The organism is Vibrio sp. M60_M70 (assembly GCF_037162085.1).
Classification (GTDB): domain Bacteria; phylum Pseudomonadota; class Gammaproteobacteria; order Enterobacterales; family Vibrionaceae; genus Vibrio; species Vibrio diabolicus.
This window is the reverse complement of record NZ_JARLUL010000001.1, coordinates 2,572,942-2,588,368: the sequence shown is the minus strand read 5'-3', so window position 1 is coordinate 2,588,368 and position 15,427 is coordinate 2,572,942. Positions and strand designations below refer to the sequence as shown.

At 45.3% G+C, this 15,427-nt stretch carries 13 protein-coding genes; 5 read left to right on the top strand and 8 right to left on the bottom strand.

Annotation, left to right across the window (positions count from 1 at the left end):
- Positions 1 to 64: 64 nt before the first annotated feature.
- A complete protein-coding gene (locus P4S59_RS12015) occupies positions 65 to 1,090 on the bottom strand; it encodes a LacI family DNA-binding transcriptional regulator (protein WP_237284004.1) in 1,026 nt (341 codons plus the stop codon).
- Positions 1,091 to 1,302: 212 nt separating this feature from the next.
- On the opposite strand from P4S59_RS12015, the gene P4S59_RS12010 reads away from it, so the two are divergent.
- Both P4S59_RS12010 and P4S59_RS12005 read left to right on the top strand, forming a co-directional pair.
- Positions 1,303 to 2,373 (top strand): cellulase family glycosylhydrolase, encoded by a 1,071-nt coding sequence (locus P4S59_RS12010; RefSeq protein WP_337168453.1) that lies wholly within the window; start codon positions 1,303 to 1,305, stop codon positions 2,371 to 2,373.
- A gap of 70 nt (positions 2,374 to 2,443) precedes the next feature.
- The gene (locus P4S59_RS12005) at positions 2,444 to 3,832 is read left to right on the top strand and encodes an MFS transporter (protein ID WP_337168452.1); all 1,389 of its coding nucleotides are present in this window, start codon (positions 2,444 to 2,446) and stop codon (positions 3,830 to 3,832) included.
- 89 nt (positions 3,833 to 3,921) lie between these two features.
- Here P4S59_RS12005 and P4S59_RS12000 read toward each other — a convergent pair whose 3' ends face one another.
- Positions 3,922 to 4,920: a substrate-binding domain-containing protein gene (locus tag P4S59_RS12000; protein WP_053809256.1), complete on the bottom strand. Its 999-nt coding sequence runs from the start codon at positions 4,918 to 4,920 to the stop codon at positions 3,922 to 3,924.
- A 175-nt stretch (positions 4,921 to 5,095) separates the two neighbouring features.
- Between P4S59_RS12000 and P4S59_RS11995 the strand changes: the two genes are divergently transcribed.
- Both P4S59_RS11995 and P4S59_RS11990 read left to right on the top strand, forming a co-directional pair.
- The gene (locus P4S59_RS11995) at positions 5,096 to 5,428 is read left to right on the top strand and encodes a tRNA-binding protein (RefSeq protein ID WP_337168451.1); all 333 of its coding nucleotides are present in this window, start codon (positions 5,096 to 5,098) and stop codon (positions 5,426 to 5,428) included.
- A 145-nt stretch (positions 5,429 to 5,573) separates the two neighbouring features.
- On the top strand, positions 5,574 to 6,170 hold the full coding sequence (locus P4S59_RS11990) for an outer membrane beta-barrel protein (RefSeq protein ID WP_012841470.1): 597 nt from the start codon (positions 5,574 to 5,576) through the stop codon (positions 6,168 to 6,170).
- Positions 6,171 to 6,208: 38 nt separating this feature from the next.
- Here P4S59_RS11990 and P4S59_RS11985 read toward each other — a convergent pair whose 3' ends face one another.
- Positions 6,209 to 6,760 (bottom strand): gamma-glutamylcyclotransferase family protein, encoded by a 552-nt coding sequence (locus P4S59_RS11985; protein WP_114323574.1) that lies wholly within the window; start codon positions 6,758 to 6,760, stop codon positions 6,209 to 6,211.
- 184 nt (positions 6,761 to 6,944) lie between these two features.
- Here P4S59_RS11985 and P4S59_RS11980 point away from each other — a divergent pair, with 184 nt between their 5' ends.
- Complete coding sequence (locus P4S59_RS11980) at positions 6,945 to 8,129, top strand: NnrS family protein (protein ID WP_337168450.1); 1,185 nt, start codon at positions 6,945 to 6,947, stop codon at positions 8,127 to 8,129.
- A 72-nt stretch (positions 8,130 to 8,201) separates the two neighbouring features.
- Here the strand turns inward: P4S59_RS11980 and P4S59_RS11975 are convergent, their stop codons facing one another.
- The 5 genes from P4S59_RS11975 to P4S59_RS11955 form a co-directional block, all read right to left on the bottom strand.
- The gene (locus P4S59_RS11975) at positions 8,202 to 9,155 is read right to left on the bottom strand and encodes a CorA family divalent cation transporter (protein WP_012841472.1); all 954 of its coding nucleotides are present in this window, start codon (positions 9,153 to 9,155) and stop codon (positions 8,202 to 8,204) included.
- 284 nt (positions 9,156 to 9,439) lie between these two features.
- On the bottom strand, positions 9,440 to 10,999 hold the full coding sequence (gene glpD, locus P4S59_RS11970) for a glycerol-3-phosphate dehydrogenase (RefSeq protein WP_074191728.1): 1,560 nt from the start codon (positions 10,997 to 10,999) through the stop codon (positions 9,440 to 9,442).
- Between the two features lie 176 nt (positions 11,000 to 11,175).
- Positions 11,176 to 11,967, bottom strand: coding sequence for a DeoR/GlpR family transcriptional regulator (locus P4S59_RS11965; protein ID WP_006742414.1), 792 nt, complete (start codon positions 11,965 to 11,967; stop codon positions 11,176 to 11,178).
- 158 nt (positions 11,968 to 12,125) lie between these two features.
- Positions 12,126 to 13,643 (bottom strand): glycerol kinase GlpK, encoded by a 1,518-nt coding sequence (glpK, locus tag P4S59_RS11960; RefSeq protein WP_006742415.1) that lies wholly within the window; start codon positions 13,641 to 13,643, stop codon positions 12,126 to 12,128.
- Positions 13,644 to 13,702: 59 nt separating this feature from the next.
- Positions 13,703 to 14,557 carry an MIP/aquaporin family protein gene (locus P4S59_RS11955; RefSeq protein WP_046875005.1) on the bottom strand — a complete coding sequence of 285 codons (855 nt, stop codon included), beginning with the start codon at positions 14,555 to 14,557 and terminating at the stop codon, positions 13,703 to 13,705.
- Between the last annotated feature and the right edge of the window lie 870 nt (positions 14,558 to 15,427).

The window sequence follows — 15,427 nt, the reverse complement described above, 5'->3', positions numbered from 1 at the left end:
CTGCCCTTTGAACTTGCAGCGGCAGCGATGCTGCAACTCCAACGACTTTGGGTGTTATGGTGGGCTACATACCCACCTTTTTTGTTTTTATCGAAGAGGTTCGAACGATGAGCTCACCCTCTACTTTGCGTTTGTTAGAAAGCAACGGTTGCCCTTCAATCAGTGCCATCAACGATTCGATTGCGAGTTTACCCATGTCTGAGTAGGGCAGTTCAACCGACGTTAATGCTGGAAAGCTTTCAGAGGCGATTTGCTGATTATCGTAACCGACAACGGCAACATCCTGAGGAATCTTCAACCCCAATTCCGCTATCGCTTGGTAGCACCCCATTGCCATATAGTCGCTGCCACAGAAAATCGCTTCCGGCGGCTGCTCCATATTCAGTAGAGACAGTGTTTGCTGGTGCGCTTCTTTTAGCGACCAGTTTGCATCGACTAAATACTCTGAGTTAGGAATGATGTCTGCATCAATGAGAGCCTGACGATAACCATCGGCACGTTGCTTACTGGCTAGCATCCAACTTTCACCAGACAGCATGGCAATGCGACGATAACCTTGCGCTGTGAGGTGTGAAACTGCTTTGTAAGCTCCAATCATATCGGCCGGCAAAATACTTGGCGTTTCGGTGTGTTCTTCGTTGGTGCAGTTCAGCAGCACAGTCGGTAAGGAAGTTGTGACGCGTTGCTGCTCCAACTCTCGCGTCATACTGGATGCGTAAACCAAGCCTGCGTAATCACCGCCGTTGATCTCCGACTCAATCTTGCTTGCCAACACTTCATCATGGCTGTAATTGAACGTCACCAAAATGTAGTCGTTTGACCACGCTTCTTCTCTCGCTGCATTGATGGCATCGATAAATGGGTCATAACTGGTTAAGCCGTTGATCACCAATGCGATCTTTTTAGGGCGTCCCAAAGCATGGGCAACCTTTTTGTTTTTGTAGCCAAGTGATTCTGCGGTTTCGAGCACTTTACGTTTGGTCGCTTCCGCGATTTTTACGGAAGTTGAGCCATTCAATACCAGCGATACGGTCGACTGAGAGACGCCAGCCGCCGCCGCAATGTCACTCATGGTGATTTTTTTAGCCATTCTGCTCTTTTACGTAATTTCGTTAGCTAAAGATATTAGCTAAAGATTAAGTTCGGATCATCCTTTAAAGATAAAGATCACAAAAGTAAGTCAGAGCAACTTAAAAGCTGTGATTTTCACCACGTTTATTCTTTGAGCACCTAGTCATTAAATTATTAATTAATATATTAGCTAATATTATTAGTTAGTAATTTAGTTTTAAGGTGAGTAAGATGAAAAGATGGTCGGAAGAGAAAGCGTGGCAATGGCAAAAAGAGCATGGCTGGCTACGTGGCTTTAACTATTTACCGCGCACAGCGGTTAACTGGAATGAGATGTGGCAAGCGGAATCTTTTGCACCTGAGGTGATGGAACAAGAGTTAGCTTGGGCGCATGATGTGGGTTACAACACTTTACGTACCAACTTACCATTTATAGTTTGGCAAGCGGATCGCGATGGTTTACATGCGCGAATTGAGCGCTTTCTGGATATTTGCGAACGCAATCAAATCAAAGTGATGCTCACGCCGATGGATGACTGCGGTTTTTCGGGCGACCATCCTTATCTTGGTGAACAAAAAGCGCCAGTACCGGATTTGCACAACAGCCAAGCAGCAGCAAGTCCTGGTCGCAATGTGGTGATGGACAAATCTATGTGGGGTGAGGTCGAAGCGTATATTCGCGACATCATCTCTACCTACAAAAATGACCCTCGAATCGTTATTTGGGATCTCTATAACGAGCCAACCAACCGCATGATTTTCACCACCACGGGTGAGATTGCTTACGACGAAGAAATGGAAACCTTTAGTCATGAGCTGATGGAACAAGCGTTTGAGTGGGCACGTGAAGAAAACCCAACTCAGCCTCTCACCGTCGGCGCTTGGCATGCGCCAAGCATTCTTGACCGAAACCTGCCGATTTATGAACACCCAACCGATCGCAAAGCGATGGAGCAGTCGGACATCATTACTTTCCACGCTTACTTACCACTCGATCTGTTCCATAAAGCCGTTGAAATTGTAGAAAGCTACAACCGACCAATGATGTGTACTGAGTGGCTTGCTCGTCATGCGCAATCGTACATGCACGAACAGCTTCCGGTCTTTAAACAGAAAAACATTGGCTGCTACCAGTGGGGATTAGTGAAAGGAAAAACACAAACGCATCTGCCTTGGCCAGAGATAAAACGTAGCGATGCAAACTATGCGAGCCAATGGTTCCACGATCTGCTTGATGAGCAAGGACAGCCGTATGACGCAAGCGAAGTGCAATTGATCAAAACACTCGCAGAAGTGGATTAATTGCCTGTGAGCCGACTCTGAGAAATGGGTCGGTTTATTATTTACAATAAAATCAATTGAGACGTGAACAATGACTACTCTACAAAACAAACTCACCAATAAGGAGCTGATGTCTTACTTCGGCTATGGGGTAGGCCAGTGCTTTAGCTTTGGTCTAGTCGGCTCTTTTATTCTTTATTTCTATACCGATATTTTGGGCATTTCTCCAATTGCGGCGAGTACGATTTTTTTGATTGCTCGTGTGTGGGATGCGGTGAACGATCCGCTCATTGCCGGATACATGGACACGCTAGACTCTCGCTTTGGTAAATTCCGCCCTTACATGCTGTTTACGCCGATTCTGATTGTTCTGGTCACGGTTGCCGCGTTCTATAACATTGATGCTGATACGTCGACAAAAGTGATGTATGCCGGTATCACTTACATTCTTTGGGGTACGCTTTACACCATTTCTGATGTGCCGTTTTGGTCTATGTCTTCTGTTATGACGGATGAACCGCAAGAGCGAGCAAAAGCGGCAACTTGTGCCATGTTAGGGGTGAATGCAGGTATTGGTGCAACTTTGGTTGTGTTCCCGAAACTGAGCGCTTACTTCGCTGATGGCCGAGCAGATCAGGGTTACTTACCAGCTGTGATTGTGTTGATGATCGCGGGTTTGTTCTTCATGCTGAACGGTTTTTATAACACCAAAGAACGCATCTCGACGAAGAGCTGTGAAAAAGTCACGCTAAAACAAACCTTTCAAGCCGTTCGTAAAAACAAGCCGTTGTTTTTTATTCTGGCAGCGTTTTTCATGAATGTGTTCTTCAATCTGGTGAATGGCTTATACATTTTCTTCTTCACATACAACATGGGTGACGCAGGTTTAGTCTCTCTGATTGGTACCATCACTTTGGTAAGTGCGATTGCGTGTTTAGCTACGCCTGTGCTGACAAAGCGTTTCAAAAAACGTGACATCTTTATTGCGCTGTGCGTTTTAGAGATCATCGCTCGCATTGGGTTCTATTTTACTGGCTATGATAATCCAACGGTCGTGATGGCGTGGTTAGCGGTGATTACAGGCATCTTTATGATGACCAACCCTCTTATCTCGGCCATGATTGCAGACACAGTAGAGTACTCTTACTACCACAGCGGCAAACGTACCGCGGCGATCACGTTCTCGGGACAGACCTTTACAGGCAAACTCTCTGTTGCAGTAGCGGGCGGCTTAACGGGGGTTATCTTGACGATGATTGGCTATGTACCAAATGCGGCGCAACCGGAAACCGCGCTCAGTGGTATGTTCTTCTGTATTGCGTTGCTACCGGCATTGGGAGCTCTAGTGCGCATTTTCATTATGTCTCGCTACACATTTACCGAAGACCAACACGCGATTTTACGAGAAAAATTACAGCGTGGTGAGTTTGCGGAAGGCGTTGACGTGAAGTCTGCAAAACCGAACGAAGCCTTGAGCTAGAATCCATATCGTCTCGACAAGTGCTCAAAGAAAAAGCCCGCTCAATAACCTGAGCGGGCTTTCGTTTTCAATTTACAGGTTATCCACCATCAACAACGCTCAACAGAATTTCTTCGTACTAAAGTTGGGCTAAAAATAATGGTTTCGTCTTCAATTTTTTCGTCACGAGATAGCGCCAAAGCCAAACGGGCGGCTCGTTCTGCCATCATCTCGATTGGGTAGCGAATAGTAGTCAAGCTAGGGTGAACAAAGCGGGCGATTAAGCCATCATCGAACCCGACCATAGAAACCTTACTTGGTACGTCAATGCCATTTTGATCCAACGCTGCCAGTGCGCCAGCGGCCATGTAGTCGTTGTAGGCCACTACTCCAGTAATCTCCAAAGATTTGGTTAACAGGTTAGTCATCGCAACTTCGCCACCATCACTGTTGGGCTCACCGTATTCGATGTAGCTTTTGGAGAGTTCAATACCATGTTCTTTCAATGCGGCTTGGTAACCTTGCAAGCGCTCATCGGTATCTTCGATATCGTGGGATGAGGCAATGCAAGCGATTTTGCGATGCCCATGACGAATCAAATATTCTGTTGCGAGGAATGCTCCTTTGCGGTTATCAAGGGAAATACAGCGTTCAGCCAGCTCTGGGATATGACGATTGATAAGCACCATACCTTTTACTTCTTGGGCGTAGCCAATTAGATCCTCATCAGATAAGCCTTTCGAGTGGATGACTATTGCATCGCAACGGCTGTTGATCAGCAATTCTAAGGCTTGACGCTCATCTTCTGGATTATGGTAACCGTTGCCAATCAAGATATGTTTGCCATTTTCGCGCGCGACATTATCGACTGATTTGACCAGTGTGCCGAAGAAAGGATCGGACACATCACTCACCAACACACCCATGGTATTTGTGCTTTGGCTCACCAAGGCACGAGCTGCGGCATTGGGTCTGTAACCCAATTTGCTCATTGCTTTGGTGACCGACTCTACCGATGATTGGCTGGCTTTTGGGGACTTGTTGATCACGCGAGAAACCGTTGCGACCGAAACACCGGCTTCTTTCGCGACATCCTTGATCGTTGCCATATAGAACCTTTAGTGGCTAAAAATTTTGACTGGAAGTATTAAACACCCATTGTGTAATAAGTGCAATTTGATAGGGGGTTGCTTTCGGAAATGAGATCTTTACCACTTGTATTTATTAAGCTTACTGATAGTGTAAACGTTATCTTTTTAGTAAAACTTTACTGAGGTTTTAATTATGGAAACTATCGCTTACTCTGATTTTGCCAAACTGGAAATTCGTACCGGAAAAATCATTGAAGTGGCTCGTCATCAAAATGCAGACAAGCTGTACATTGTGCAAATTGATATTGGTGAAAAAACACTGCAAACCGTAACCAGCTTAGTACCTTATTACACCGAGGAAGAGTTGATGGGCAAACAAGTGGTCGTGTTGTGTAATCTTGCCAAAGCCAAAATGCGCGGCGAAACCTCAGAATGTATGTTGTTGTGCGCAGAAACGGATGATGAATCCGAAAGTGTGTTGCTAACGCCAGAAAGAGCGATGCCGACTGGGGTGAGAGTTGTTTAGAGTTTAATCAAGCAAACGTTTTATTGTTCGTGTTTATGTTTTGTGTCTCATTTTATAAATAAATCAATAGGAATATATTCAACTCTATTCATAATCTCCGCGCTTTAAAAACTGTTTAACAGTATGAAAAATATAGGAAATTATAATGAAAAAAGTATTGCCATTATTGGCTTTAGGTGCAGTGGTTGCTTCAGCGTCAGTTCAAGCAAAAGGTAACTGGTATGTTGGCGCAGATATTCTTAACTCTGATCTTGAAGTTGAAGGTCACTCTTACAGCTCTTCAGCTACAGGTTTGGGTATTGCGGTAGGTAAAGAGCTGCAATATTCAGAAAACTTCAAATTGGCTTTAGAAGGTGAGTACATTTACTACGGTAGCTTCGAAGAAAAAGCATCGGGCGCGGGTAATTGGTTAGAAGCTACTGTTGAAGGTTATTCATTCAACCTTAATGCTAAACCTAAGTACCAATTCTCTGGCACTGGTTTTTATGTTGGTGCTGTTGTTGGTCTAGGTGTAACGGGGGTTGATTTAGAGGCAAAATCAAACCTTTCTGGTTTCACTGGTAAGACTGATGGTAGCGATGCAGGCTTTAACTATGGTGCTGAAGTGGGTTATGAATTTGCTTCAGGTCTGGTTGTTTCTGGTGGCTACCGTGCTTCTACAGTAACCATCGATGTTGAAGGTGGTGGCGATCTTGAATTTGATTTTGACAGCCTGTACGTTGGCGTTGATTACAAGTTTTAAGCTCGCATAAGCAAAACATAGATACTAAAAAGGAGCCGTTAGGCTCCTTTTTTGATTAGATTATCAATCAACTCGTAATGATGCTCTTGCACGCCTGCAAGGTTGCCATATTTAGGTTGGTGGCGGTCATTTTCTTTTGCGTGTTGCCAGCCAATGGTGTGACGCACAAAATGCTCTGCAAACGCATGAGATACTTCCAAGCAACCTGCTAGCACGGTATCGACATAGCTTTGCATGATTGGGCTTTTTACGCACGGTGGTAATGGCTCATCTTTTACGTAAACCCAGATGCTATGTTCTTGGTTAAAGTTCGCGTCCGATTCGATTTGATCTGGCTGAATTTGAATACGATGATAACCACGCTCACGGCGATCGAATTCTGCGAGAGCCTCTTCATTCACTTCGAGTAAAACGCCGTTGACCTGCCCATCGCCTTGGTTTACAACCAGAGGAGACAGAGTGTAGCTGTCATCAATTTTTCCCCAGTATCGCACCAGTCCATGAGCAATGACGGGAATGGCTTCTCCCGTTTGTCCGGTTAACTTACGTGACGCAGAATTAATCAAACTGCCATAGCCAAATATGTACATCTTCGTTGCATCCCTTAACTGATGGTTGTGTCTCTCACCGTTTATACCTAACCCGCCTCTGAAGCACAACTTTACCTCTTAAGTATAATCTTAACTCTTAACATGTATTTTTTATGCATGTTTGTGGTAGCATCAATATTGTAGTTGAGTTAACCAGCATCAAGAGACGCTTGAGGGCAAGATAATGCTGAATATCACCGATAAAAAAGTGGAAGAAAAAATCCCCGCATGGCTGCGATTAGGCTTTCGGCCGTTTTTTCTGTTTGGGTCGATTTACGCCATTGTTGCGATCGCGTTGTGGGTGTGGATGTTCCAGAGCGGACAGCCAAACGCATTAGCTGTACCGGCATTATGGTGGCACGTACATGAAATGTTGTTCGGCTTTTCGATGGCGATTGTGGTTGGTTTTGTACTGACCGCGGTACAAAACTGGACTGGCATTAATGGTACCAAGCATTACACGCTTTTGGTCTTATTTGGCTTATGGCTCGCGCCCCGAATATTGCTTTGGACGCCAGCGCCGTTATGGTTAACCAGCAGCATTGAAGCGGTATTTTTGTTGTTTGTTGCCTATGAGGTAGGCATTCGTGTTTATCGAGCCAAAGGTTGGCGTAATCTGTTTTTTGTGCCGCTGTTTCTTTTGGCCATTTTTGCGAACTTTGCAAGCTACGCAACAATAAAAGGCATGCCGCCGTTTAGCTCTTCTGCTGTATGGCAGGCGATGTTGTGGTGGTTTACGTTGTTGCTGTCGGTCATGGGCGGGCGTGTGATTCCATTCTTTACTGCGCGTCGATTTAATTTCGAAAAAGCGCAACCATTGGCTTGGTTAGATTGGTTCGCGAACTTGCCGTTGGTAATGCTATTTGTGCTGAGCTTTTTCCCTGTGACGTTTGCAGAACTAGGTAATCCGTTGATGCTGTTTGCAGGAGTTGCTCAGTTGGTGCGTTTTGTTCGCTGGAAACCTTGGTTAACCCTGAGCGAGCCTTTAGTGTGGTCGCTGCATGCTGCGTATTTGTGTTTGCCACTAAGCTTAATTTTGCGAGGCACTTGGGGAGATGCATTTGCCAGCCATAACCTGATTCACCTGTTTGCGATAGGTGCATTAGGCGGCTTGATTTTAGCGATGATCGCACGCGTGACGATGGGACATACTGGTCGCATGATCTACAAAGGTCCGAACATGAGCCTTGCGTTTGCGGCGATTACCGCGGCAGCTTTGGTTCGCAGTTTTGCCGTGATATTTGATCCTGCAAATATGATGCTGTGGATTAATATCAGTGGCGGATTGTGGATTGTCGCATTTGGCCTGTTTGTTTGGCGCTTTGGCGTGATGCTTATTACCCCTCGCGTTGATGGTCATCCCGGATAGGGCGCTAATGTGAGTAGAGAAAGAGGAGCCGCGCGCTCCTCTTTTGATTTTTGTTCTTTATAGGATTAGCGCTTATTCGTCTTCGTCGTCCGTTTTATTCGTGAACCCCAAGCGTTTGAATAGCCACCACTCTAGAGCAAAGATGACAATTAAAGCGATACAGAACCAGGTGAACGCCATGGCGGATTCCACGCCTGGCATACCGCCAATGTTGATGCCAAGCAAACCTGTTAGGAAGCTGGTTGGTAAGAAAATAGTCGCCACCAAGGTAAATAGATAACTGTTTTTATTAGTTTTCTCGTCACGATGATGTTTGATTTCTTCTTGAAAGAGAGCGACTTCTCCAAGATAAAACTCAAGTGTTTCATTTATGCGCGTAATATTATTGTGGGCGAAGCGATATTGATGGGGCCTTAAAGCCACCAACTCGGACTCTGATTCAACGAGATCTCGAATAGCATATTGCTGAGGGCGAATAAAACGTTTGATGGAGATAAGCGCTTTTTGAGTCGCCATATGCTTGTACGTCGATTCATCATTCACATCAAACTGGTTTAACGTCTCTTCAATCGTATCGAGGTAAACGTCTATTTTGCTATTTAATCCTTCAATAATCTGATGAAGTAAACCAGCAAGGCTTTTCGGACCTTTGTGTTCCGCCAAGGCTTGACGAATTTCCATGATGGCACGCGATGGGATCTTACGTGTTGAAATCAGTGCGCCTTGAAAATAGAGAATTCGAATACTGAGCATGTCTTCTGGTGAAGCATCGCCATTCATATTGACGCCTCGTAAAATCAACATGAAGTTCTCGTCATCCAAAGGGTGGAAAGACGGTCGGCTCTCGTCGGCTAACAGGTGATCAACAGTGGCACGTGGCACTTGGTTTTGTTCTAGCCAGCCCCGAATATCGGGATGCAGCCGCTCACAATGGTACCAATGTTTGGCTTGAATCTGCTCCGCCGTTGTGGATTGCTGAGTTGCTTCTGGGGTTGAAAAATCCCAATGTTCAATCATAAAACCCATTTTCTTTTCCTTGTCTGAGCCTTTCCCCAAATAACTCGGAAAGAGCCTGTTCTTCCGCTGCATTATTTTCCGGGAAGTGCATCAGTGATAACGTTCTGAACCTAGCGCCATGAAGTTATTCAGGGGTAATTATTTAAATGAGTATGATTGCATTTAACGCTAAATGTCTATGAATAGTTGCTCTTATTTGTAATCAAGTGAAGCAAGCCAAAGTGTGGTGTAAAAACAGCAAAATAAAAAAGCCTGCAGTGAGGCAGGCTTTCTAGTGGGGAGGGGAGGAGCAGCTAGCCAACTTGAGAAAGATTAACCACTTTCTGCTGTAGCTTTTCTTTTAAATAGTCCGATAAAGCCAGCTTTTCTTCGTCGTTCATGTACAGACCAAGCTTGGTACGACGCCACAAAATGTCTTCATCGGTCATTGCCATTTCATGGTTCATTAAGTAGTCGATCTCACGTTGGTAAACACCGCCGGCTTGCGATGAGAACGCGTGTCCAAGGTCAGCTTCGCTTGCTGTGCCTTCCATTAAGTTCCACGTTTGGGTACCAAATTGTGTCACGTAACGAAGAATCAATGCTTCTGGCGCCCAAGCGTATTTAGCATGAATTTGTTTAGCTAATTGTTCACGACTACAGCTGAAGTTACCACCAGGTAGGGTTTGATTTGCCGTCCAGTCGCTTCCCATCTCTGGTAGGAAAGGAGCTAGCTTTTTCATTGCCGCTTCACCCAGCTTACGGTAGGTCGTCAGCTTACCACCAAAGACAGAAAGCAGAGGTGCATGGTCGTATTCCGCATCGAGTTCTAGCGTGTAGTCTCGTGTGATCGCTTGCGGAGAGTCAGATTCATCGTCACATAAAGGACGAACACCGCTGTATGTCCAAACCACATCTTCGCGAGTCAGCTGGTGGACAAAGTGTTGGTTTACGATGTCGATGAGGTAATCGACTTCGTCATCTGAGATTGCCACTTCGCGTGGGTCACCTTTGTATTCCACATCTGTTGTACCAATGATTGAGAACTTATCTAAGTAAGGAATCATAAATACGATGCGGTTGTCTTTGTTTTGAAGAATGTAGGCTTGCGGTTCGTTGTGGATACGAGGAACAACGATGTGCGAGCCTTTGATTAAGCGAATGTTACGAGGAGAGGCTTGCTCTAATCCATCATCAAAGAACTGTTTTACCCAAGGGCCAGCTGCGTTTACTAGTGCTTTTGCTTTGCGTTCGAAACGTTGGTCTGTCATCACGTCATGAATTGTGACATGCCAGATACCACCTTCACGGTGTGCTTTTTCTACGCGGCAGTAGTTACGTACTTCTGCATGGTTTTCACGAGCAGCCAGAACGTTAAGTAATACTAAACGCGCGTCATCAACCCAACAGTCAGAGTATTCGAAACCGGTTTTCATTTCTGGTTTTAGCAAGCCCGATTTCGCTAAGTTGACTGTTTTGCTGCCTGGCAGAGTCGTACGTTTACCCAAGTTATCGTAAAGGAACAGACCACAACGAATCATCCAAGCTGGGCGTAGGAATGGGCGATGAGGCAAACGGAAACGCATTGGTAGGGCAACGTGAGGCGCTTTGCGAAGAATAACTTCACGCTCTGCGAGCGCTTCCGAAACCAAACGAAACTCGTAGTGTTCAAGGTAGCGTAAACCGCCGTGGATCAGTTTAGAACTTGCCGAAGAAGTAGCGGACGCGAAGTCATTTGCTTCGTATAGGCCAACACTCAAACCGCGGCCAGCTGCGTCTGCCGCAATACCAGCCCCGTTGATGCCGCCACCAATTACGATCAAGTCTAAGGTAGTGGATGAGCTAGTAGTGGAAGCATTTTTTTGTATACTCATAAATTTGACCTCTTGGTGAGCGAACGAGCATTTTAGAACATGATCTAATCCTAGCTTAGGTTTCGTTTGTGATCATCTATTATTTTCGTTTGTGAGCGTTTTGTGTGATTTAGGCACAAAAAAACCTCTGCCTAATTAAGACAGAGGTCATTTGAGAGGCAAATTAATGATTGAAACTACTCGTTTTCGAAGTTTGTCTCGTTCGCTTCAACGACTTCAAGCGGAATTGAAGCTTCTTTTAAAATCGACAAGATTTCTTCTGGTGGCTGCTTGTTGGTAAAGATCATGTTGAGCTGAGCGATATTGCCTAGCTTCACCATGGCATTCCGCCCAAATTTGGTGTGGTCGACGGCGAGAAATACACTGCGGCTGTTGTCGATGATCGCTTGTTTGACCCTGACTTCGTGGTAATCAAAGTCTAATAGCGAGCCATCAAAGTCGATACCACTGATGCCAAGAATGCCAAAGTCGAGACGGAACTGTTTAACGAAGTCGAGAGTGGCTTCTCCAACAATGCCTCCATCGCGACTTCGAACTTCACCGCCAGCTAAGATGACTTTGATCTCTGGGTTGGGGAAGAGAATGGTTGCCACGTTGATATTGTTGGTAACCACGCGTAGCTGTTTATGGTTTTTATTGAGCGCTCGCGCAACCGCTTCTGGTGTGGTGCCGATATCAATAAATAGAGTCGCGCCATCAGGAATGTGCTTGACCACCTCGTCTGCAATGACATCTTTTTCATTGAAGTTGAGCGCTTTACGCGTGTTGTAAGATGTGTTTTCAGAACTGAGAGGGATGGTTGCACCACCGTGATAACGACGAATTTTGTTGTCGTCGGCGAGTTCATTGAGATCGCGTCGGATGGTTTGTGGGCTGACATTGAATCTTTCTACCAACTCATCCGTGCTGACATAGCCTTGTTTTTTCACCAACTCAACAATCTGTTGGTGTCGAGGTATTTGCTTCACTTACCACTCCCTTGTGCATTGGTAACGGCCAATGCTTCAAATTCGAAGCTCTATTGTGCTCGAATTTGCGCGTTGTGAGAAGTAAGCGAGTTCAGGAATCAGGGGCAAAGCGCAAAAAGAGCGCACAAATGGCGCTCTTTTTTCGTATGGAGGTGAGATTAATCTTCTTCGTCGTGAAGTTCAGACCAGGTTTGCGCACATTTCACTGCGCGTTTCCACCCCTTGTAACGACGATTGCGCTTTTCTTCATCATCGTGCGGCTCAAACGTGCGATCAAGCACCGCTTTATTCTGCAACTCGTCAATGCTGTCCCAGTAACCCACGGCAAGGCCTGCAAGGTAGGCTGCACCAAGAGCCGTCACTTCTGTTACTTGAGGGCGGTGTACTTCTGTATTCAATACATCGGATTGGAACTGCATTAGGAAGTTGTTCGCTACCGCACCGCCATCGACGCGAAGATTCGCCAACTTAATACCTGAATCGGCTTGCATCGCATCCAGTACGTCACGAGTTTGGTAAGCGATGCCTTCCAAAGTCGCACGGATAATGTGGTTTGAGTTCACGCCGCGAGTAAGGCCGACAATCGTGCCACGTGCGTAGGCATCCCAGTATGGTGCGCCTAAACCAGTAAAGGCAGGCACGACATAAACGCCGTTTGAGGTATCCACTTTGGTTGCGAAATATTCAGAGTCTTCTGCACCGTTCAGGATTTTTAATTCATCACGTAGCCATTGGATAGAAGCACCACCCATGAATACGGCACCTTCAAGCGCATAAGCAGGCTCACCTTTCGGACCACAAGCCAAAGTTGTCAGTAGGCCGTGCGTCGAAGTGACTTTTTCTTGGCCCGTATTCATTAGCAAGAAACAACCCGTGCCGTAAGTGTTTTTCGCCTGACCCGCTTCAACACACATTTGGCCGTAAAGCGCAGCTTGTTGGTCGCCAGCAATACCAGAAATAGGAATACGAGTACCGCCTTTACCACCAATGTTGGTCTTACCGTAAACTTCCGATGAACGTTTTACTTCTGGCATCATAGATGCTGGGATACCAAGCTCATCTAACATTTTCTGATCCCAACATAGATCGTTGATGTTAAATAGCATGGTACGCGATGCGTTAGTGTAGTCGGTCACGTGAACGCGGCCTTGAGTCATCTTCCAAACTAACCAAGTATCGACGGTACCGAACAACAGCTTGCCTGCTTCTGCGTCTTCGCGCGCGCCTTCAACATTGTCCAGAATCCATTTCACTTTGGTACCTGAGAAGTAAGGGTCAAGCACCAAACCTGTGTTGTCACGTACGTAGTTCTCTAGACCACGCGCTTTTAAATCTTCACAGATGTCAGCAGTACGGCGACATTGCCATACGATCGCATTGTAAACGGGTTTGCCTGTTTCTTTATTCCAGACGATGGTGGTTTCACGCTGGTTAGTAATACCGATAGCCGCCAATTGGTCGCTACGGATGCCAGACTTAGCTAGAGCTTCTACCAACGTAGAGCTTTGTGTTGCCCAGATTTCCATTGGGTCATGCTCTACCCAACCTGCCTCTGGATAAATCTGAGTAAATTCGCGCTGTGCGACGCTTACGATGTTCGCGTCATGATCAAGAATTACTGCGCGAGAGCTTGTCGTACCTTGGTCTAGGGCAACAATGTATTTTTGCTCAGTCATGGTAAGAATCCTTTTGTTTCGTTATTTATATTTTAGTAAATGTTCGAGTTGCGTCAGTTTTAAGCTCTAGCTTCTTCTGTTTCTTCTTCCGTCTCACATTGGTTTGGAATTGTACAGCCGTGGCCTTGTTGTGGAAGGTAAGCTGCAATCGCTTTTGGGTACAACCAACCACCAAAGCACGCACCTGCAATCGGAGCAAGTAAAGGCACGATAAAGTAAGGAATGTCTTTAGCACCTGTCAGAGCGTAATCCCAGCCTGCGAAGTAAGCGAACAGTTTCGGTCCAAAGTCGCGCGCAGGGTTCATCGCGAAGCCAGTTAGTGGGCCAAGAGAACCACCGATTACGGCAATCAAAATACCGATTAACAGCGGGTTCATTGCACCTCGTGCAGCGCCGTTATTTTCATCGCCCAAAGCCAAAATCGCAAACATCAGCACGGCAGTGATAACGAATTCCACAGCAAAAGCGCCAAAGAAAGAGAGGGAAGCATGTGGATAGGTTGAGAAGATACCAGCGGTTGCTAGTGCATCTTGGCTACTGCGGACGAAGTTATGTGCGATTTCGTAGTCGGTGAAAAGGTTGCTGTATAAGCTGTAAACCAACGCAGCAGAGCAGAATGCGCCAAGCATTTGGGCGATGATGTATGGCACCACTTTCGCCTTATCAAAACCATGGAACATAGCGAGTGCGATGGTTACCGCTGGGTTGATGTGCGCGCCTGAAACGCCGGCAGTACAGTAAATAGCGATGGCGACACCTAGGCCCCATACAATACTGATTTCCCATTGTCCAAATGATGCGCCTGTTAGAACTAAGGCTGCGACACAGCCTACGCCGAAGAAGATAAGTAGTCCTGTACCGATAAACTCGGCCAAACATTCTCCGAGCAGAGAGGGGTGTTTGTTCGTTGTCATGTTAAAAGTCCTTTGATCATTTTTGCCTGTCTAGCACGATACTATTGTGCACATATAAACGTTTGCGAAAACAAACGCGCGTTAAAAGTGAGCGTTTGAGCATAAAATTGTTAATCAAAGTCTTCGTTTTTGTTAAATGGCGCATCTTTTAATCGAAAAAGAAAAAAACGAAAAGAACTTCTTTGCTACGAAGTGTGTTTTGGAAGCGCTCAAATTACCGATGTGAAAAAGAATGCACAACTGGTAAGAGGAGTTTTGTGAAGCTGCTACGTGCTTGGGGATTTATTACTCAGATTTTGCGTAGTAATTAACCCTAAAGAGGTAAGGTGAGGTCAAGTACATCAAGGACTAGCGGTGATATAAGAAAATGCGTTGCTATGTTTATATCTCGAGAGGAACTTGTTATCCAAATTAGTGTTAATTATGAAAATGGAGAGGAAAATAAATATGGTTTATGTCTTGTGTTCGTGAATCACTGTCTAGGTTTGAGTTCAGATAACATTAGTTTTGTTATTTCGTTTGATACTAAGCGCGAACATTTTTCATCTTTTTAGTTATTTAGTGGTTTCGCGTAACAAGGATGGATGTGAAACACCCTTTTTACGGTTAATTTGTGTTCTTATTCGAGCCTTTGTTTCATTGGTTTCGAATTGGAATGCTCAAATGAGAGGTTGAAACATCAGTTTCATATTAACTAATTATGAGTAAAGTTGAACGATGGTCTAATTAATGCGCTCTAATTTACTGTATTTACTTATATTTAATTCATGTGCAACATTTGTCACAGAAATAAAATCCTAACTCAATACAATTCATGAACTTTCGAACGAAGATTTTATTTGTTTCGTTCGCTCCTTTTGTGTTTTTTAC

Excerpts from the sequence above, each read along its gene's own strand:
- glpK (WP_006742415.1), bottom strand. The coding sequence starts at position 13,643 with ATGACTGAGCAAAAATACATTGTTGCCCTAGACCAAGGTACGACAAGC.
- P4S59_RS12005 (WP_337168452.1), top strand. The coding sequence starts at position 2,444 with ATGACTACTCTACAAAACAAACTCACCAATAAGGAGCTGATGTCTTAC.
- glpD (WP_074191728.1), bottom strand. The coding sequence starts at position 10,999 with ATGAGTATACAAAAAAATGCTTCCACTACTAGCTCATCCACTACCTTA.
- P4S59_RS11975 (WP_012841472.1), bottom strand. The coding sequence starts at position 9,155 with ATGGGTTTTATGATTGAACATTGGGATTTTTCAACCCCAGAAGCAACT.
- P4S59_RS12000 (WP_053809256.1), bottom strand. The coding sequence starts at position 4,920 with ATGGCAACGATCAAGGATGTCGCGAAAGAAGCCGGTGTTTCGGTCGCA.
- P4S59_RS12015 (WP_237284004.1), bottom strand. The coding sequence starts at position 1,090 with ATGGCTAAAAAAATCACCATGAGTGACATTGCGGCGGCGGCTGGCGTC.
- P4S59_RS12010 (WP_337168453.1), top strand. The coding sequence starts at position 1,303 with ATGAAAAGATGGTCGGAAGAGAAAGCGTGGCAATGGCAAAAAGAGCAT.
- P4S59_RS11995 (WP_337168451.1), top strand. The coding sequence starts at position 5,096 with ATGGAAACTATCGCTTACTCTGATTTTGCCAAACTGGAAATTCGTACC.
- P4S59_RS11955 (WP_046875005.1), bottom strand. The coding sequence starts at position 14,557 with ATGACAACGAACAAACACCCCTCTCTGCTCGGAGAATGTTTGGCCGAG.
- P4S59_RS11990 (WP_012841470.1), top strand. The coding sequence starts at position 5,574 with ATGAAAAAAGTATTGCCATTATTGGCTTTAGGTGCAGTGGTTGCTTCA.
- P4S59_RS11985 (WP_114323574.1), bottom strand. The coding sequence starts at position 6,760 with ATGTACATATTTGGCTATGGCAGTTTGATTAATTCTGCGTCACGTAAG.
- P4S59_RS11980 (WP_337168450.1), top strand. The coding sequence starts at position 6,945 with ATGCTGAATATCACCGATAAAAAAGTGGAAGAAAAAATCCCCGCATGG.